The following is an 18,160-nucleotide window of genomic DNA, read 5'->3' as shown; positions in this document are numbered from 1 at the left end:
AACGCCACCCTTCTCGGATACAGCGACGCGGTCATGCTTTCCTGTTCCAGTACGCCGAAGCCTTCGCCGCTCAGGTAACCCCACTTCATCGACAATTGACGAGCTCCAGTCGAATACAGCACTCCCCCACCCGAATCAGCATCAGCCTGGACACCAGGCAACTCGAAGGAGATCCCCCTTGCTCGCTGCAGTGCAGATCTTCGCGGTTTTGTCGGCACTAGTACACGGCTTCATCTTCGTGCTGGAGTGCTTCCGCTTCACCGACCCCAACGTCCATCGGAAGATCTTCCGTGTTTCCGAAGCCGACCTGGCCGGCGTGCGGAACTGGGCCTTCAATCAGGGCTTCTACAATCTGTTTCTCGGCATCGGCGCTCTGGTCGGCGCGGTGCTGGTACGCACTCACGCCGCCTCCGGCTGGTCGCTTATCCTGCTGAGCTGCGGCTCGATGCTCGGAGCAGCCGTAGTGCTTATCGCCAGCGACCGCACCTTCATCCGCCCCGCCTTTATACAAGGCATCTTTCCGACCTTGACCCTCCTGGCTGCCTTGACCCAGATCTAAACCGCCATTTCACCTTCCAGAACGGCACGAAACCGTCCGCCGCATAAGGTCTTGCCGTCGATGTCCAACGTGCCTCCAGATGCCGCCACAAGTCCACCGCTCCCAGACTGGTTCGGTCATTGCGGCGTCGAAGAAGACGGACCGCGACGCTGCTGATCCGACAACGTGACAGCCTCATCGAACCGGCCTGCCGACCGGTACACACGAGCGAGGTCGTCGCGAGCGGCGCGCGCAAAGGGATTGTCGTGCCCGACAAGCTGTTCCCGGTAGGACAGAATCTCTTCGAACAAAGCAATGGCCTCCTCCCAGCGGCCCGCGGCCTCGTATGCGGCGGCGAGACAACAACGGTCGTGGTGGATTTCCTCGTAGGGTTGGTCGTCGTGGGCCAAGTTCTGTTCGAACAGGGCGATGGCTTCGCCGAACCGCCCCGCTGACAGATACATCTCGGCAAGTTCGCGGCGGGTGCCGACGGTAGGACGCAAATTGGGTCCGAGGATCCGTTCCCGGCACTCCAGAACCCGCTCGAGCATCGACCTGGCCGCATCCAGTCGGCCCGCAGATCTATAGACACCGGCGAGTCGGTTGCGTACACCGTTGGTCTCTAGCTCGTCGAGGTCATCGTGACCAGAGAAACGCTCACGGTACGCCAGAACCTGCTCCAACACCGGAATGGCTGCGTCCCACCGATGCGCCGAACAATAGGCGTCGGCGAGCCGGCGGCGCGTCTCGTTGGTGTCGTGGTGGTCGTGGCCCAGGACTCGCTCCTGTACGGCCAGGGTCTCTTCCACCTGCGGGATGAGATCGGTCTCGGGCCGTGTCGTCGCAGCTTCGCTCGATATGTTCTGCAACCGCCGACGCCTAGCGGCCCACAGCCTGTTCATCCGCTCGAACACGCTGCCCCCTCTCTCCAATGGACTCCCACTCCATCCTTGGGCAGCACCCGGGCGAGCACCAACTGGTCGAGCTCTGAGGTGATGTCGCCTCGATCACAGGAGGGTTGACCCGAACAATAGTTGAGGTTGGAGGCTGTGGACAGCGCCAACGCTGGTGCGATCGTTCAGAGGGAGGGCCTCATGAGCAACTGGCACGTCAATACCGAAGGGCCGCACCGCGGTCGGGCCACGGCTCCGCTGCGGGTCACGGTTGTCGTCGGCAGCACCCGGGAGGGCCGCTTCGGCACGACGATCGCGGACTGGTTCGTCGGTCAGGTCCGGCGCCTCGACATCTTCGAGGTCGAGATCGTCGATACCCGGCAGGTCGCGCTGCCGCACGCTTTCGGTGCTGTCACCGATCACCCGTCACGGGCGGAGACCACCGAAAAGCTCTCCCGCGCTGACGCATTCGTGGTGGTGACGCCCGAGTACAACCACAGCTACCCGGGCACGCTGAAGAACCTGATCGACGAACATCACGTCGAATGGCAGGCCAAGCCAGTGGGTTTCGTCTCCTACGGCGGCATCTCCGGTGGTCTGCGCGCGGTGGAACACCTGCGGCCGGTCTTCGCCGAACTGCACGCGGTCACCATCCGCGACACCGTCAGTTTCGCGAACCCGTGGCGCAGCTTCGACGGTGCGGGTGAGCCGGCCGAACCGGCCGACGCGGTCACCGCCACCAACGCCCTGCTGAAGCAATTGACCTGGTGGGCTGAGGCATTGCGCGCCGCCCGTGCCGCCAACCCGTACGGAGCGTGAGGATCGTGACCACTACCGCAACGGATTCCACGTCGCCGGTCGCAACCCGCAACCCGATCACGATCGTCCTGGTGCTGGTGCTCGGCGCGATCATGGCCACGCTGGACCAGACCATCGTCAATGTCTCGATCAACACTCTGTCCGCGCAATTCGACGCGGGCCTGAACACCGTCCAGTGGGTGGCGACCGGCTATTCGCTCGCGCTCGGCGCGGTGGTGCCGACCTCGGCGTGGCTGGTCGGCCGGTTCGGCGCCAAACGGCTGTACCTGACCGCGGTCGCTGCCTTCGCGTTCGGCTCGATGCTGGCCGGTCTGGCTTGGAACCTCGAGTCGCTCATCGCTTTTCGAGTCGTGCAGGGCGCCGGCGGCGGGCTGCTCATGCCGGTCGCGATGACGATTCTGCTGCGCGCGGCCGGGCCGGATCGGCTCGGACGGCTGATGAGCACCCTGGGCCTGGCCATTCTCGTCGGCCCGCTGCTCGGGCCCGTGATCGGCGGCTACCTGATCGATGCGGTGTCGTGGCGGTGGATGTTCTTCATCAATCTGCCCATGGGTGCGCTGGTACTGGTCCTGGCCGCCCGGACCGTGCCCGACGATCTGCCGGAACCGCGGCACGCGCTCGACGTGCCCGGACTCCTGTTGATGTCGCCCGGCCTGGCCCTGCTGATCTACGGGGTGACCGCGGCCGGTGAGCAGGCCGGAGCCGCCACGCCCGCCGTGCTGGTCCCGCTGCTGGCCGGGGCCGGGCTCATCGCCGCCTTCGTCCGCCGATCGCTGACCACCGCGCAGCCGCTGCTGAATCTGCGGGTGCTGGGCAACCGGGTCAGCGGCACGGCCGCGCTGCTGCTGGCCCTGTTCGCGAGCGGCTACTTCGGTTCGATGCTGTTGCTGCCCTTGTATTTTCAAGTGGTTCGTGGCGAATCGGCGCTGGTGGCAGGCGCATTGGGTATCCCGTTCGCGCTGGCCTCCGGTCTGACCATGCAGGTGGCGGGCCGATTGATCGATCGGATTCCGCCCGGCCGCTACCTGCCGGTGTCGATCACGGTGGCGCTCACCGGGTTCGCACTGTTCATCGTCCAGCTGGACGCGGACGCGCCGTACTGGGCGCTCGGCGCGAGCATGCTGCTCATGGGCGCCGGGGGCGGCGGCACCATGATGCCGGTCATGACCACCGCGACCCGGTCGCTCAGCCGGGCGGATCAGCCGGCGGGATCCACGGTGCTGAACATGATCAGCACCACGGCCCTGGCGGTCGGCACCGCGGTCTCCTCGGTTACTCTGGGCGCGCTGCTCCCGGTGACCGGCGGGCTGCAAGCGCTGCACGGTATGGCACCGGCGCAACGCGCCGAGATCGCTCCCGCGCTGGCCGAGTCGTTCCAGCACACCTACCTGATCGCTCCGGTCGTGATCGCGCTCGCATTGATACCGGCCTTGCTCCTACCGCGCCGGTCGGTCGGCGGGTGAGATTCGTTGCGGCTCAGGACATCCGCGTCGGCCGATCGAGAACTCGTTCCACCAGTGCGGTGTCGCAGTGTTCGATCACTTCGGTTAGTTTTCCATCGGTGACACGGAAGATGAAACAGTAGTTTTGCGGATAGGGGTCGCCGCTGGTGGTCGTGGCGGACGCGCGTGCCTGAACTACCACACGATCTCCCTCAGCGATGATCTGGACTGCTTCTGCCCGGTAGTGGCTGAACTGCGCCATCAGTGGCCGCAGCAGTCCGTCGAGCACCACCTGTTTCGGTTCCCAGGTCCCCGACCATGACCAATTTCCCGGAAATTCCCATCGGAAGTCATCGCTCATCGCCTCGCTCAGCGCACGAGCGTCGCCCTGGCTCATTCGCTCGAAAATATCTCTCAGCAGATTTTTGTTGTTCTCAGCACTCACGAAGACCAAGCTATACAGGAAAGAGACATGCAACAAACAATTGTCTCGCATGACTGGTATTACTATTACGCATGGCTGAGTTCACAATCGTTGGTCTGCGAGTGTTGCGAGAGGCGGCCCGCCACGGCTCGTTCTCCACAGCAGCGGAAAGACTGGGCTACACGCAGTCCGCCGTGTCCCGGCAGATCGGTCTCATGGAGCAAGCGGCCGGGCGGGCGTTGTTCGTACGGCACGCCCGCGGTGTCGCACCTACCGCTGCAGGCAAAGCCGTGCTGCTGCGCGCCGAAGCGGTTCTCGGTGAAATCGAGGCTGCGCGCCAGGACTTGCACGCTCTCGATGCGGGACCGCCGGCCCGCCTGCGTGTCGGAGCCTTCTCCACTGCCATGGCCGCGCTGGTTCCCCGGGCACTCGCCGATCTCGCCGAGCAGACACCGCACGCGCGAATACTGTTGCGGGAAGGGCTGAGCGCCCGACTCTTGATCGCCGTTGCGCGGGGGCGGATCGATGCCGCGGTGGTGAACCGCCCTCAGGACATACCGACCGACATCGAAATGATCCCCCTCCTGGACGACCCACTACTCCTGGCCATTCCCTCCGACCACACCTTCGCAAGTCGGACAAGTATTGAACCTGAGGAACTTGTTGATGAGCCATGGATCGCCGGAAGCACCGAACGCGGTACGACGCTGCTGGGAGCGTGGAGCGACAGTTCGTGGAAGCCACACATCGCCTTTGTCGCCCGGGACTGGGTTGCCAAACTCGGCCTGGTCGCCGCAGGATTGGGCGTTACCGTCATTCCCGGCATTGCCGCGCCGACGGTACCTTCCGGTATCGCGCTCGTCCGGATAGATCACCCCTCCGCTCAACGCACTACGACGCTGGTGCAGCGGCAAGGGATACCCGACGAACCACTCCTACGGCTTTTCACCGAGGCGCTCCGTGACGCCGCCGCGGAGCAGTCCGCCGAACTACGCCGTCGGATTCGATAACGCAATCCGATAGGGCGGCCGGGTCTCGGGGCCAGCGGTTACGCACTCGATTCGGGCTTTGCCGGGGCGAAGACGACCAGCCGTCGGCGCGGATCTCCCGGGAGGTCGAAGTTCTCGTAGTCGACGACGACGACGCCGAGACGCGGGTGCCGAAAGCTCTTGCTGCCGTGCGTACGCACGTCGACCCGCCCACTCCCCCACAACGAGGCGAAATCCGTGCTGCATTTCGAAAGATCCTCGATCAATTTCGACAGCTCGGAATCTGCGGGATATCGGCCCGCGACCATCCGCAATTGTGCGGCCGTTGCCGCAGCCACCTGATCCCACTCGACGTAGAACTCCCGTGCGGCGCCGTCGGTGAACAGGGCGCGGGCCAGGTTCGCAGGCCGGCCGAGAGGTTCGAAAAGATCATCGGCCCGAGCATTCGAGGCCAGCAAATCGAAAGTGTCGGTGATGATGACAGCGGGAACATTGTCCAACAGTTCGAGCATACGGCGCAGCTCTGGACGGGCGTCACATCCGGCGATTTCCGCGGCCTCAGGGGGACGTGCCAGATGGCGCAAATACTCACGTTCGACCCGGCTCAAATCGAGTGCCTCGGCGAGCGCGTCGAGGACCTGGTCGGACGGGTTGGCCGCGCGCCCTTGCTCGAGACGCTGATAGTACTCGGCACTGATTCCCGCCAGCTGGGCCAGTTCCTCGCGGCGCAACCCCGGGACACGGCGTCGGCTACCGGTACGAAATCCCGCGCCACCGGGCTCGATACCACTGCGCCTGGCGAAGAGAAATCGGCCGAGTTCGGTCACCGGATCAGTCTACAAACAGCCTCGTACTGGCAGTACGAGGAAAACGCGGACCTGGTTGCCCGCCCATCACTGCATGATGCTCGTTTCCATGAGCACCATCGACGACGCCAAGGAGTTTCACATGCCGACCGCGCAAGACCGTACCGACATCATCGAAGCAGTCACCCGGCTGTTCTGGTACGTCGATGTCCGGGACTGGAATGCTCTCCCCACGGTCTTCGCCGATCCAGTAGTGCTGGACTACACGAAGATCTGGGGCGGTGAGCCGATGGTCCGAACCCCGGAGCAGGTCGGGGAGGAATGGTCGAAGCTGCTGGGAGCTTTTGATGCCACCCAGCATCTACTCGGCAATCACCTGGTTCGAGTAGACGGCGATCGGGCCGTGCTCACCGCGGTGTTCCAGGCGATCCATCTGATGTCGAATCCGCTCGGGTCACCACGTTGGACACTCGGCGGAACCTATCGGATCGAACTCGCCCGCAGCGCGAACGACTGGTTGATAGACACCGTAGTCATGACCCCGACCTGGGCGGACGGCAACAAGGACATTCTCGCCCAGGCTGCACAATCCTGGTGACCGGCGAAGGTGGGACGTCGGGCGATGTTGCTACTCAGGCGAACTCACGCTCTCCCGGTCGCTTACCCGGTGGTGGGAGCTGTCGAGTTCTCCGGCTGACTTCCGCGCAACGCTCTCGGCAGGACCAGCGCGACCACCGCCGTGACCATGACGCCGCCGGCGCCCGCTGCGATCAGCGTGGTCGGCGCATCGGTGGCGTCGAGCAGGAACCCCCCGGCGACATAGGACACCGCGGCGGCGATACCGATGGCGCCGTAGAGGTTTCCGAAGACCCGACCGAGCAGCGCACCTGGCACGATACGTTGCAGTAGCGTATTCGACGCGACATCCATAGCCGCGATGCCGATTCCGCGCACGGCCTGCACAGAGAAGGCGGCGGCCACCGACCACGCCAGACCGGTGAGCAAATTTCCTGCGCTGCTGATGAAGAAGCCACCGACCAGCAGCACTGTCAGCGACAGGCGGGTGTCGATTCGCCCGAGCAGTGCGTAGCCGATCAATAGGCCGATGCCCACGGCGCCGAGGAGCAGACCGACTGCTGAATCACCGGTTTGCAGAGTGTCTTTCGCCAGCAATACCAACGCGACATCATCTACGCCGTTGCAGGCGACAACCGCGCAGAAGCCGAGGCAGATGATGCGCACGGCGGGGGTGCGCACGATGTAACCGACCCCTACGCGGGCCTGGGAGAGAAGAGATTCCGTATCGCCCTCCGTTCGGGTCGGTGGCAGCGCCGGAATCGCAAGCAGGACAACCGCGGATACCAGGAACGACGCGGCGTCGACGACGAGTACACCGCGAATACCGAGAACCGGCAGCATCGCTGCCGCGAGGAACGGGCCGAATGCCTCGGCGGCATTGGCGCCGAATCCGATCGCGGAGTTCGCCCTCGGCAGATCCTTGTCGGCGACCAGGTCCGGAACCGCGGAACGGGAGGCGGGCATGAAAATGTTCGCTGCGGTGGATCGGGCGGCGACCAGCAGGAGCAGCAGCGGAAGCGGTGGCAACGACAGCGCGATAAGCAGAACGAGCGCGCCTTGGAGAATTTCACAGGTGATCATCACGCGGCGCCGATCGAAGCGATCACTGATCGCGCCCGCGATCGGGCTCAGCAGTGACGGCACGAAGTCACCGACCAGCAGCAGTAGCGCGACCGCCAGACCTTGGCCGGTGGTGGCGGCAACGTGCAGCATGAGCGCAACCAAGCTCAGCGAATCGCCGGCATAGGACACAGTTCTGGCGGTGAACAGGGCACCGAGGGGGCGGTTCGATCCTAGGAGCTGTTTCCTCGAAGCGGGCATTTCCGGATCGTGGCCCACATCAAACATCTGCCGCCGACTCGAGAACCGGACGCACCTCGATAGCCTCAGGTGTCGCAATGGCGCAGGCCAACTCGATCGCCTCCGCTGCGCTGTCCACTTCGACAATGAACCATCCCCCCACAGTCTCACTCCTGCCAGTCACCGTCCCTTCGCCGGCGACCATCGCTCCGTTCACCCGCCGCACCACCACCGGAACGGCCAGTTCGGTGTCGAGCGCGTCACCGCCTACCAGCTTTCCGGACGCAGCGACCGCAGCGATCCACTCGAGATACGCCCTTCGATGCTCCTCCCGATTCGTCGCGATCATCCGACGCGACTCCTCGGTCTCGAAGACCACCAACGCGTACTTCACATCATCTCCTCACAACGAGTACCGCCCCAACGCGGAGTCGACTCTATTCGCCCCGACAACCCGAGCACGCCTTCCCAGGCGGTATTGCCATTCCCGGCCGACGGCTCCGGCAGGTGGTGCAGGACCCGCAGAGCCAGCTCCGAATGCGGTCGATACGGGAGCTCGAGCGCGTGCGCCAAGTCCCAAGTGTGCAGAACCGCATCCCTTATCTGCCCCTCATAAAGTGTCTCGGCATCGACCTCGGCACCGTTGAACGAGTAACGCTGACCAGCAGGACGCAGCGACGCGAAAGCGGCCCTCATATCCTGTGCGGTACGGCGATACAGCCCTTCGAACCCGCCGCCGTAAAGATTCACCGAGGCGTCGAGAGTCGCTCTGCTGATCGAATCGCGTTGCCCCCCTGTCTCGTTCGCGAGGGCTCTGGCCACGGCGTTGTTCTGATCGATGAGGTGCACGTACAGGTCGCCGATATCCCGGCCGGGTACGGGCGTCGCACATTTGAGATCTGCGTGGGTCACCTCGGAAAGGTAGGCCGCAAGTTCTTCGGTAACGGTGTACAGGGTGGATACATCCACAATGGTTCCTCTCGCATCGGCGGGCTCGATCTCCGAGACGCGGCGAGGGCGTCGGCGGATACCTACAGCGGCAGGTCGGTGACTTAACGTGACACGTACAGACATGAGACCCGAATCATCTACCGTGGTAGACGGTCGGATCGTCTACGAGAGTAGACGGTAATTTGGAGGTTGTCCATGACCGATGCGAGCGAGACGGTGCCCGATGAGCCGGACCTGGGCGCACTCATGGCCCGCGTACTGCCCCGTCTAGCCGCTCTGGAGGGGCCGATCCTGAGCGCTGCCGGCCTGTCCATGTGGGAATACGCCATCATGACCGAAGTAGCCTCGAGCGCAGCGGTGTCTCAGCGGGAACTGTCGCGCCGGACACGACGCGACCCCACTCGACTGGGGCAGCACCTGGACGACCTCGTAGCACGGGGACTCATCAGCCGACGGCGATCACGCGACCAGCGCCAGCGCACCGTCTGCATCACCCCCAGCGGGAGCGCCCTGCTCACCGAAGTCAGGCTGAGCATCAGGGCAATGGAAGACGAGCTTCTCCACACAACCTTCTCCGCAACCGACGCCACGAACCTCCGGCACCTGCTCGCCCGGCTCGCCAAAGCTTGTGAATGACACGAGACCACAGGCTTTGCGGCCGAGTGGGGGCGCCGGCCCTCTGGGCGCACCGAGCCGCAGCGCGCAGGCTCAGATACCGGCCACGCCAAGCGATCTCAGCTGGCCTTGTTGTACGCCGCCACCGTTGGCGCGACACTCACTTCAGCGGCGCTCAGCGCGGATCAGCCGATACATCGAAGAGCGCGAGATGCTCGGCAGGAATGTCAGTACCAGCAGCGTGATGCTGAATGCCACGCCGAGCGACGGCACTCGCAGGAAATCGACGGTTACCAAAACGGAGTCGCCGACTCGAACGGTGATGACCGACAAGGCAAAAATGCCGATGCCACCCACCCCGAGCAGAACACGCGCAGGCTTCTTGCGCAGAAACATCCCGATCCCCCCAACCGTCAGCAGCAACCCGAAGGCCCCGAGCAGCAGGTCTCCGGGAACGTACGCGAAACCGCGGGGGGCACTGGGTGGGTCGTAGGCGCTATCCAAGTCGAGCCGTAAGAGCATGGGCACATACCACAAAATGGTCAGCCCGCCGAGGAGGGCCAGGACGCCCGCAATGAACAGGGTGACGCCGAGTTCGGGTTTCCGATCGGTCTGAGGGTCGATCAACTACTCCTCCAAACCAACTGTTCAGCACATGCCCTGGCGGCCTCGACACAGAATCGAGACGGTGCCGACGCCCCAGGCTACGCGGTAGATCCATCACATGGACGGGCTTCCAGATCTCCCGCCTTCTCGAGGCAAATCCGCCCGAACTCCTCGACGGAACCGAGCCGCCGCGCGACGACCATCGACCCGGTCCACCCACCCGGCGGGCGCCGACCGCGACTCCTCGTCGGTGCCGTCGCGCAGACGGCGACGAACCGACTCGCCGGGAACGAGTTGCGACGCCGCACAGCGTATTCCGGCACGTGCCCGGCTGATATGTGCCGGGCGTATAACCATCATGCGTCCCGCGCGGGACGATCCCGGACCGCCGTGGTCGACCCTGTCAGGGTTGGATCAATCTCCGGTTCCGTGCCACGCCTGGTCGCCGGGTGCTGGAACGTTCCGGTGAGAGAGGTGGCCGATGCCGCGGGCGACGTTCGATATTCCGATAGGTCTGGAGATCAATCCGGATGCGGGGCGGGCGATGACGTACAACCTCCACTGGATGCGCCGGTTCGGCCTGATCTCCGATGGATCAGCCGAGCGACGGTACCTGGAGAACCAGGTGGCCGACGCCGTAGCCTTCTACTTCCCCTACGGGAGCGGTGATTACCTGGATCTGTGCTGCGATATCTTGGGCTGGTTCTTCGTATTCGACGACCAATTCGACACCGGCGGTTTCGATACCGCCGCCGAGAACACGATCGTCGCCCTGGAAGCGCTGACCGAAGGTGCGGCCGCGTCCTGCCCGTCTCCGCTGGTCCACGGCTTCCGGGACTGCTGGCTGCGGTCGACGCGAAACATGTCGGCGGCGTGGCGGCGACGGGCCCGGATCAGTTGGACGCAGTACTTCGCGTCGTATCGCTCGGAGGCCGTCGATCGCCTGATAGGGAGCGTTCTGTCGCCGGAGGATCTTCTTCTCGTGCGGCGCAAGTCCGTCGGGACGGAGACCTTGTACGACCTCGCCGAACTGTCGTGCGGCGAGGTACCACCCCTGGTGTGGCACAGCAGTCTTGTGCATTCCATTCGAAACCTGGTCACCGACATCATCATTGGTGTGCAGGATGTGTATTCGCTGGACAAGGAGATAGGTTCGGAGGCTCGACTGAGCAACCTGGTCGTCGCCCTCGCGACCGACCGCGCGATATCGCTGGACGACGCCGTGCGGCTCGTGGTCGACCGCGCCGGTGAACAGTGCCGCGCGCTGCTCGAGTTGACCGGAAAGGTCCCCCGGCTGTCACGGTCGCTGGGGCTGTCCGAGGCCGAAAGTGACACGGTCGCCCGATATCTCGGTGCGCTGCTTGCTTTCACCCGCGGAAACTACGAATGGCATCGATTCGCGGGCCGCTACCGATCGGCCGAACCTCTCGCCCTACAGAACCATTTCGCACCGAAGCCAGACGCACGGAGGTAAAACGAATGCGACCACCGACAATTCTGGACTTCGCCGTCAGGACCGATCCGCCGTTGATGATCGGCGCCATCGCCCATCTGACCGGTGCCGCACCGACGACATCCGAACTCATCGGGCATATCGGTAGCATTCTCGGCCGGACGCCGACACTGCGCACGTCGCTTGCCGACCGCTGGATCGTCGAATCCCCGCAGCTGGACACCAGAATTCACCACTGGACCGTCCCGGTATGGGACGACGCCGCCCGCGACCTGACCACGACACCGCTGCCACACGACGGCCCACGCTGGGACCTCATCGTCGTCGACGGTTACGAGCCGCTGTCGTACGCGCTGTGTTTCCGGGTGGATCACTGCGTATTCGACTACGGTGCCTTGGCGCACCTGGTGGAGGTGGTGCTCGGGCCGGTCCCGGCATCCTCTGCCGTGGTGCCGGACCGGCGCCCGGCCGCCGTGATTCCCCGAATCCCGGCAGCGGCAAGCCGTTTGGCAGGATCGTTCTCCCGCTCGACGACTTGGCCGATCGCGGCCTACGGCCATAGCCCGCAACGCGCATACCACTGGTCACGCACGGCGGCCGGAGACCTGGACCATCCGCGGGCCACCCGCAACGACGTGTACATAGCCGCAATGGCCGGTGCCGTCGGACGCTGGCTGAGTGAGCACGGTGTGCCCAGCCCGGATTCCGGTATCGAGGTCCTGGTCCCGGTCAACGTCCGCCGCCCGCGCCAGGCCGCGGATCCCGGAAACCACACCGCACCGCTACGCATCAGGGTGCGGGCACCGCACCCGGAATCGGTTGCCCGCGTGATGAATCCGATACGAGAACCCGGCACCCGGCAGGCGCTGCGCGTGCTGCTCGATCTCGCACCACGCCGACTTCTCCTCCGAAGTCTGCCGCGGCTGCTCGACCCGGCCTACGCGACGGTCGTGGCGTCCAGTTTCCGGCTTCGCCACGCATTGTCCTATCGTGGCGACCCCGTGGTACGGATGGATCCGATCGTGGTGGCCCCAAACGGATACCCAGTCGCCGCGCTGGCACTGACCTACGGGGAGAACCTTTCGGTCTCCTTTGCGACGGACAGCGCATTGCCCGATATGGACCGGTTTCATCAGCACTGGGCCGACCAGGTCGCTCGCGTTTCGAACGCGACAGAATCCTGAATGTGTCCACCCTTTGCTATGCGGCTCAACGACACGTTCTGGAGAGCCGCGCGAGACGGACTCGACACTCTAGGCACCTTCGCCGAGCCGGTCGGCTACGCGCAGCACCAGATCGGCAGCGGTGAGCCGTACCGCCGCTGCAGCGATGCGCATTCGCCATCGTCGGGCTCGCTTCCAGACCAGGGCTGCACAGGCGACGACGTGGAATTGCCAGAAAGCTCGACGCGCGAACAGTGTCCCGAGTCAAGATCTTGGCAGGATCTGGCTGGTCATACGGTTGATGCGACGGCGGGCGAGATGTGCCGGTGGCGGGGTTATTTCGCCAGGGGGTGTCGATCAGTCGGGGTGTCGGCGGTGGGGTCGTGGTGGAGGTATTTGTCGAACCAGACGGTGGTGTACCAGGTCACGAGGTCGAGGCCGCGTGGTGAGGTCGAAGTGGTTGCCGCCGCGCAGGATTACCGCGGCGGTGTACACGGATGGCCCAGCACATCGACAAAGTCCCGTCGTAGACGCACGATCTCTCATGCGGGCCCTACCGCCGTCCCGACGGCGTGGACCGTCACGAGTTCGGTTGGCATGGTCGGGACTCCGGGCCAGTTCGTCGCGTCGATGTAGCTGTGGTCCTCGACGACTTGTCCATTGTCGATGGTGAGGATCGCGCACCAGGGGGTGTGCCAGGTGTGGCCGTCGTGCGGGTCGGTGCCGAAGAGGACGCATTCCACGATGACTTTGTTGCCGGTCGTGATGCTGTCGTCGATGCGGAATTTCCGATCGGGCGCGGCGTCGAGCACGTGCTGCTCGATCTCGTGGAAGTTCTTCTTGTCCGTGATTTCCAGGAGGCCGGGACACACTACGCGGAAGGTGTCGGCATAGCTTTCGTCTATCATGCGGTGGACATCGGTGTTGTACAAGGTCATCCATTGCTGGACGATGTCGAGGTTCGACTGCGTGGACATAGCGTGCTCCCGGGTGTGCTTATCGATGTGACGGTTCTCGTGGATTCAGCAGTTCGTCAATCACGTCGATGGATGCGTGGAACGCGAGTGCGCCTGCGCCGACCACGCTTTCGGTGTGGGTCTGGTCGAATGACTTGTCCGAGATGATGTATGGATAATGGAAGGCGATCGTGTTCGCCAGCAGTCGGTCCACTGCGTCGAGATCGTCTGCCTCCTCGACGAATTGGGGCGGCATGAGGTCGGCCGCGGCGAGCACCGCGTCGTAGACCTCACGTGCCCGGGGCGCGCTGGGGTTGGTGGTGTGGAAGATGGTGTGAGGTGGACCGGCGAGCCCGGTTCGGACGATGGCCGAGGCCGCGTAATCGAGGGGGACGAGGTTGATCTCGCAGTTCTCATCGCCGCACAGCCGGATGGGCCGCGCCTCGAGTATCGCTCCGTATCTGCGCTGATATTGGCGGCGGAATCGCTGGACCTTCGCAGCGAGGTCGTACAGTCCGGAGGTGTGTCCGGTGCGGCGGGTCCGGCTGCTCGCGATCACAGCGCTGGGGCGGACGATACGCCAGTTCAACCGAGATTGCGCAACAACGTGTTCGGCAACGGCTTTGGTCTGTTCGTACGTGTTGTTGAAACGCTGCCGCGGGTCGGGCAGCAGTTCGAATTGGACTCCGCGACGAGTGCCGCTGACATAGGCGGTGCTGACGTGGACGAGTTCGGCCTCGTTTGCTCGGGCTGCGGCCACCACGTTGCCCGTTCCCGTGACATTGGCGTGGTGGGTTTCCGCGGCGAACGCGGATTCGTAGCGCAGCGTGGCGGCACAGTGCCACACGCGCGAAATGCGCTCGTGGGACGAGAGGCCACAACCGGGTACGCCGATGTCGCCGGGCACTGCCTGCACGCGACTTCGAGCATCCCGTAGTTGCAGCCCGGCTTCCAGGCCGAGATCGTCGGTGGTGGCCGCCAGCGCTTTCCACAGTTTCGCCGCGGCCGATGCCGCGTCGCGCGCTCGGACCAGGCAGCGGATGTCGGAATCGGTACGGGACAGCAGTTCGAGCACCAGTGCGCTGCCGAGCATCCCGGTCGCGCCGGTCACCAACTCGACCTTCATCGGCATCGGACGTGCACCACCTGCTCTGCCAGCTGGCCTACGGTGCGGGCCATCGGGAGTTCGTCGGTCATGAGCTGGACGTCGAAGTGTTGTTCCACGAGGCTGAGCAGGCGCAGCATGCGGACCGAGTCGGCTCCCTCGATGTCCATCATCACCGTGTTGTCGTCGAGGTCGTGCACTGATGCGGCGAAGACCTCGCTGCACCATTGTGTGAGGCGGTCCACGACGTCTCGGTATTCGATTTCGTCAGCGTAAGTGGTCATTTCGTCTCCTCCGATAGCAGTGTTTTCGCGGCTGCCCGCCGCACCTTGCCGCTGGTGGTACGAGGTATCGACCCGCGCGGTACCACTCGGACCCGGATCCGGTCGAGGCCGAGTCGGCGGACGACCCGTCTGTGAATCTCCGTGGTCAGCTCGCCGGCGTTCACGCCGTCCCGGCTTTCGACGGCGATGACCATCTCCGCGTCCTCGGAGAACGCCACGCAGCGTCGTTGACGGACTCCCGGCACAGTGGAGGCGACCGCCTCGGCGTCTTCGGGGAAGAAATTGCGGCCGTGAACGATGATCATGTCTTTGCGGCGTCCGGCGACAAAGAGATCGTCGTCGAGCTGGAAACCCGTGTCTCCGGTGCGCAGCCACCGGCCGTCGAACGCCTCGGCGGTGTGTTCGGGCGCCCGGAAATATCCCGAAGTCACTGCGGGACCACACAATTGGATCTCGCCGAGTTGCCCGTCGACCGCCGGTCCTCCCTGCTCGGTCACCAGCCGCAATCGGAGGCCATCGACCGGTGCACCGACCGACACCAGTGCGCTGGCACCAGTGCTTTCGGGGCCGACCTCGACAGCCTGTGCGTCTTCGGCGAGCCGGCCGGGATCGATGTGAACGATCCGGGGTGTGGAGCCTGGCTCGGGGAATGCGGCCGCCAGTGTCGCCTCGGCGAGTCCGTAGACCGGGTACATGGTCGATTCGGCGGCACCGTACGGGCGCATGGTCGAGGTGAATTCGGCGACGGTCCGGGCGCGGACCGGTTCTGCTCCGTTGTAGGCGATCCGCCAGCGGGCCAGGTTCATGTCTTCCGGGGGCCGTGCGCGGACAGCTTCGGTGAGCAATTCGTAGGCGAAGTCGGGACCGGTCATCGTTGTCGCGCCCGCGGCGGCGAAGTACCGCAGGAACGCCAGTGGATCCTTGATGAAGGAGGCCGGCGTGAAGGTGTGTGTCGGCAATCCCGCGAGCCAGTACCCCAAGGGGGTGAACAGGCCCATGTCGTGGTGGTGTGGCACCCATTGCACGAGGCTGTCGCTCTCGGTGACCCGCGCGGAGGTCAGGATGCTGCGGAGTCCGGCCAGAACAGTGCGATGCGACAGGGTGACCCCCTTCGGTTGCGCGGTGCTGCCCGAAGTGAACTGAACGACCGCGAGGTCATCGGGGTTCGGGCCGGAACCCGGCAGTGGTCGTGCCGGCCCCTCCGTCATCGGCAAGCAGCGCAATTGTGGATTGCGGCACCGCAATTCGCCGACGAGAGTGTCGTAATGCGGATCTGCCACCAAGGTGCGGATATCTGCGGCTGCCATGATCGTGTCGATGTGGGCGGCGTCGATGCTCGGGTCGGCGAACGGCCGGGTCGGCATGACGCTCACGGCCGCGCCGATACCGGTGATCGCCAGCAGTCCCAGAAGGACCTGGGGGCCCGACGGAACCAGCAGCGCGACGCAGTCTCCACGGCGGACGCCCGCCGAGTAGAGAGAGTTGGCCACCCGTGTCGCCCGAACGACCATGTCCGCGGCCGTCGTCTCCGTTCCCGCCTTCGGGAACACGAGGGGCGTGTCAGGGCGGCGTCGGCCTACTGCTGCGAGCGCGTCCGGCAAGGTTTCGCCGTCGATACGGGCCGGCTCCGGGTCGCCGCCGGCACCGCCACTTCCCGTCGGCACGGTCACCGGAAGACGTTCGTACCCGTGGACGACCAGGCCGCCGGTCCGAACGGCATGTCCCGCTGTCCTGAGTCCCGTGCAGCGTCGCGCGAGCATCGGAAAGGTGACCTCACCGATGAGCTTCGCGAGTCCCGCTCCGATGCAGAAGTGCTGGCCCACACCGAAACTCAATGTCGGCGGGGGTGGGGTCGTCTGAAATCGGCGAAGCTCGAAACGATCCGGCTCATCGAATTGTTCAGGATCCCGGCATGCCGCACCGAGGAAAACCAGCACCATCGTCCGAGCGGGCAAGGACCGTCCGGACAGTTCCGTCGCACGACCGGTCCAGCGCGCAGTGAACTGAACCGGAGGATCGAAGCGCAGTGTTTCGTCGACGAACGGACTGGCGAGCTTCCGGATTGTCACCTAATTGCTGTGCCAGAGAAGGGTTTTCGGCCAGAATCGTGACTCCCGTGCCGAGCATGGACGCGGTCGTGTGTGTCCCGGCGCCGGCGGCGAACATGATCGTGTCGAGAACGTCGGCGCGATCCTCGGCCGCCCAGTTCGCGTCCAACATGCGGTAGAGGTCACTGTCGCGACAACGTGTCTCGACGTAGTCCCGGAATTCGGCGACGGCGGCGTCGCTCTTGTCCAGGCCGTGTCCCGGATAGTTGAAATCGTTCGCCTCCATCAACGCCGACGTCCACTCCTGCAGGCGTGTCAGGTCGGCATCGGGAATGCCGAGGATATTCGCCATCACCGCATGAGGGAGGGGCAGCAGTTGCTCCACCGCGTCGCTCGGGCGGCCACGAGCAGAAACATGGAATCGTTCGACGTAGCGAGCGGCCAACTCCTCGACCATGGGGCGTAGCGTCGCGATCCCCCGGCGGCCGAAGAACTTGCTCAGCAGTCGCCGCGCCGGTTGATTATCGGGCGGATCCTGGCGATTCAACTGATTGAAGACGCTTCCGATCGCCGGATGAGCACGCCAACCTTCCCACGCATGGTCCGCCCATTCGGCCCCGCACACTCGGAACACGTCCGTTCCACGGAGCACTTCATCGCATACCGCGAAGCCGAGTGCCATCACACGGCGGGGGCCGATGGGGATCAGCGGAGATTCGGCCTGCAACGCGCGATAGTAGGGATAGGGGTCTCGATGTCCGTCGGCACTCCACAACGCTTGCAACGAATCCCACGGTTCAGTGGGGATCTTCGACATAGCGCTCCCATCCTGGTGCGGACTGCGCAATTCGGGGATGACCCAGGGTAGCGACCCGCTCGTTCATGGCATCCACCAGCAGTCGGTGGTCGATTCGGCCGGGACGTTCGGCAACAGCTTGGAACGAACGTGCGCGTCCCGCGGTTTCCAGAGTGATCCATTCGCCGACTGAGCTGAATGTCCTGGCACGCATAATGGTTATGCATTCTCGGCATCCACGCGAATGGCCGCGACAGACGTGGAATGCCAAGGAGAAATCCGCTGTATGGAGCACGGTCCCGATCGTTCTCGCGCAGACGAAAAACGACTTGATGGACCGCTCCGGTATGTGCGCGCCGTATCGGAACCATGCGCCGAGATGCTGTCCCGGGGA

19 protein-coding genes and 1 pseudogene are annotated in these 18,160 nt (G+C 64.5%); 8 read left to right on the top strand and 12 right to left on the bottom strand.

Annotation, left to right across the window (positions count from 1 at the left end; translation table 11 throughout):
- Nucleotides 1-178 precede the first annotated feature (178 nt).
- Nucleotides 179-559 carry a DUF1304 domain-containing protein gene (locus ACFMRZ_RS02835; RefSeq protein ID WP_400177770.1) on the top strand — a complete coding sequence of 127 codons (381 nt, stop codon included), beginning with the start codon at nt 179-181 and terminating at the stop codon, nt 557-559.
- A 116-nt stretch (nt 560-675) separates the two neighbouring features.
- Here the strand turns inward: ACFMRZ_RS02835 and ACFMRZ_RS02830 are convergent, their stop codons facing one another.
- Complete coding sequence (locus tag ACFMRZ_RS02830; protein WP_400177769.1) at nt 676-1,452, bottom strand: tetratricopeptide repeat protein; 777 nt, start codon at nt 1,450-1,452, stop codon at nt 676-678.
- 180 nt (nt 1,453-1,632) lie between these two features.
- Between ACFMRZ_RS02830 and ACFMRZ_RS02825 the strand changes: the two genes are divergently transcribed.
- Both ACFMRZ_RS02825 and ACFMRZ_RS02820 read left to right on the top strand, forming a co-directional pair.
- Nucleotides 1,633-2,250, top strand: coding sequence for an NADPH-dependent FMN reductase (locus ACFMRZ_RS02825; protein WP_400177768.1), 618 nt, complete (start codon nt 1,633-1,635; stop codon nt 2,248-2,250).
- Between the two features lie 5 nt (nt 2,251-2,255).
- Nucleotides 2,256-3,713: a DHA2 family efflux MFS transporter permease subunit gene (locus tag ACFMRZ_RS02820; protein ID WP_400177767.1), complete on the top strand. Its 1,458-nt coding sequence runs from the start codon at nt 2,256-2,258 to the stop codon at nt 3,711-3,713.
- 13 nt (nt 3,714-3,726) lie between these two features.
- Here ACFMRZ_RS02820 and ACFMRZ_RS02815 read toward each other — a convergent pair whose 3' ends face one another.
- Nucleotides 3,727-4,137: a nuclear transport factor 2 family protein gene (locus ACFMRZ_RS02815; RefSeq protein WP_400177766.1), complete on the bottom strand. Its 411-nt coding sequence runs from the start codon at nt 4,135-4,137 to the stop codon at nt 3,727-3,729.
- A gap of 71 nt (nt 4,138-4,208) precedes the next feature.
- On the opposite strand from ACFMRZ_RS02815, the gene ACFMRZ_RS02810 reads away from it, so the two are divergent.
- The gene (locus ACFMRZ_RS02810; RefSeq protein WP_400177765.1) at nt 4,209-5,126 is read left to right on the top strand and encodes a LysR family transcriptional regulator; all 918 of its coding nucleotides are present in this window, start codon (nt 4,209-4,211) and stop codon (nt 5,124-5,126) included.
- 38 nt (nt 5,127-5,164) lie between these two features.
- On the opposite strand, the gene ACFMRZ_RS02805 is transcribed toward ACFMRZ_RS02810, so the two are convergent.
- Nucleotides 5,165-5,932, bottom strand: coding sequence for a helix-turn-helix domain-containing protein (locus tag ACFMRZ_RS02805; RefSeq protein WP_400177764.1), 768 nt, complete (start codon nt 5,930-5,932; stop codon nt 5,165-5,167).
- Between the two features lie 88 nt (nt 5,933-6,020).
- On the opposite strand from ACFMRZ_RS02805, the gene ACFMRZ_RS02800 reads away from it, so the two are divergent.
- The gene (locus ACFMRZ_RS02800) at nt 6,021-6,509 is read left to right on the top strand and encodes a nuclear transport factor 2 family protein (RefSeq protein ID WP_400177763.1); all 489 of its coding nucleotides are present in this window, start codon (nt 6,021-6,023) and stop codon (nt 6,507-6,509) included.
- A 62-nt stretch (nt 6,510-6,571) separates the two neighbouring features.
- Here ACFMRZ_RS02800 and ACFMRZ_RS02795 read toward each other — a convergent pair whose 3' ends face one another.
- Genes ACFMRZ_RS02795 through ACFMRZ_RS02785 form a run of 3 tightly spaced genes read right to left on the bottom strand, consistent with a single transcriptional unit; the run spans nt 6,572 to nt 8,758 of the window.
- Entirely contained in the window at nt 6,572-7,837 is a 1,266-nt protein-coding gene (locus ACFMRZ_RS02795) for an MFS transporter (RefSeq protein ID WP_400177762.1), read from the bottom strand.
- Nucleotides 7,830-8,183: a YciI family protein gene (locus tag ACFMRZ_RS02790; RefSeq protein WP_400177761.1), complete on the bottom strand. Its 354-nt coding sequence runs from the start codon at nt 8,181-8,183 to the stop codon at nt 7,830-7,832. The genes ACFMRZ_RS02795 and ACFMRZ_RS02790 overlap by 8 nt, the downstream gene beginning before the upstream one ends.
- The gene (locus ACFMRZ_RS02785; protein WP_400177760.1) at nt 8,180-8,758 is read right to left on the bottom strand and encodes a maleylpyruvate isomerase family mycothiol-dependent enzyme; all 579 of its coding nucleotides are present in this window, start codon (nt 8,756-8,758) and stop codon (nt 8,180-8,182) included. The genes ACFMRZ_RS02790 and ACFMRZ_RS02785 overlap by 4 nt, the downstream gene beginning before the upstream one ends.
- 177 nt (nt 8,759-8,935) lie before the next feature.
- On the opposite strand from ACFMRZ_RS02785, the gene ACFMRZ_RS02780 reads away from it, so the two are divergent.
- On the top strand, nt 8,936-9,376 hold the full coding sequence (locus ACFMRZ_RS02780) for a MarR family winged helix-turn-helix transcriptional regulator (RefSeq protein WP_400177759.1): 441 nt from the start codon (nt 8,936-8,938) through the stop codon (nt 9,374-9,376).
- Nucleotides 9,377-9,520: 144 nt separating this feature from the next.
- Here the strand turns inward: ACFMRZ_RS02780 and ACFMRZ_RS02775 are convergent, their stop codons facing one another.
- Nucleotides 9,521-9,982, bottom strand: coding sequence for a hypothetical protein (locus ACFMRZ_RS02775; RefSeq protein ID WP_400177758.1), 462 nt, complete (start codon nt 9,980-9,982; stop codon nt 9,521-9,523).
- 460 nt (nt 9,983-10,442) lie between these two features.
- Here ACFMRZ_RS02775 and ACFMRZ_RS02770 point away from each other — a divergent pair, with 460 nt between their 5' ends.
- The gene (locus tag ACFMRZ_RS02770; RefSeq protein WP_400177757.1) at nt 10,443-11,435 is read left to right on the top strand and encodes a hypothetical protein; all 993 of its coding nucleotides are present in this window, start codon (nt 10,443-10,445) and stop codon (nt 11,433-11,435) included.
- Between the two features lie 5 nt (nt 11,436-11,440).
- Entirely contained in the window at nt 11,441-12,598 is a 1,158-nt protein-coding gene (locus ACFMRZ_RS02765) for a hypothetical protein (RefSeq protein WP_400177756.1), read from the top strand.
- Between the two features lie 521 nt (nt 12,599-13,119).
- Here ACFMRZ_RS02765 and ACFMRZ_RS02760 read toward each other — a convergent pair.
- The 5 genes and pseudogenes from ACFMRZ_RS02760 to ACFMRZ_RS02740 form a co-directional block, all read right to left on the bottom strand.
- Entirely contained in the window at nt 13,120-13,554 is a 435-nt protein-coding gene (locus ACFMRZ_RS02760; RefSeq protein WP_400177755.1) for a nuclear transport factor 2 family protein, read from the bottom strand.
- 19 nt (nt 13,555-13,573) lie between these two features.
- Nucleotides 13,574-14,665: an SDR family oxidoreductase gene (locus tag ACFMRZ_RS02755; protein WP_400177754.1), complete on the bottom strand. Its 1,092-nt coding sequence runs from the start codon at nt 14,663-14,665 to the stop codon at nt 13,574-13,576.
- A complete protein-coding gene (locus ACFMRZ_RS02750; protein WP_400177753.1) occupies nt 14,656-14,922 on the bottom strand; it encodes an acyl carrier protein in 267 nt (88 codons plus the stop codon). The genes ACFMRZ_RS02755 and ACFMRZ_RS02750 overlap by 10 nt, the downstream gene beginning before the upstream one ends.
- The gene (locus ACFMRZ_RS02745) at nt 14,919-16,592 is read right to left on the bottom strand and encodes an AMP-binding protein (protein WP_400182754.1); all 1,674 of its coding nucleotides are present in this window, start codon (nt 16,590-16,592) and stop codon (nt 14,919-14,921) included. Before ACFMRZ_RS02745 ends, ACFMRZ_RS02750 begins: the two co-directional genes overlap by 4 nt.
- Before the next feature lie 150 nt (nt 16,593-16,742).
- Nucleotides 16,743-16,991: pseudogene (locus tag ACFMRZ_RS02740) on the bottom strand (cytochrome P450); the annotation flags it as partial.
- Nucleotides 16,992-18,160 lie beyond the last annotated feature (1,169 nt).

Source organism: Nocardia sp. N2S4-5 (genome assembly GCF_044628355.1).
In the GTDB taxonomy this organism is placed as follows: Bacteria; Actinomycetota; Actinomycetes; order Mycobacteriales; family Mycobacteriaceae; genus Nocardia; species Nocardia wallacei_B.
This window is presented reverse-complemented; position numbering and strand designations above follow the sequence as displayed.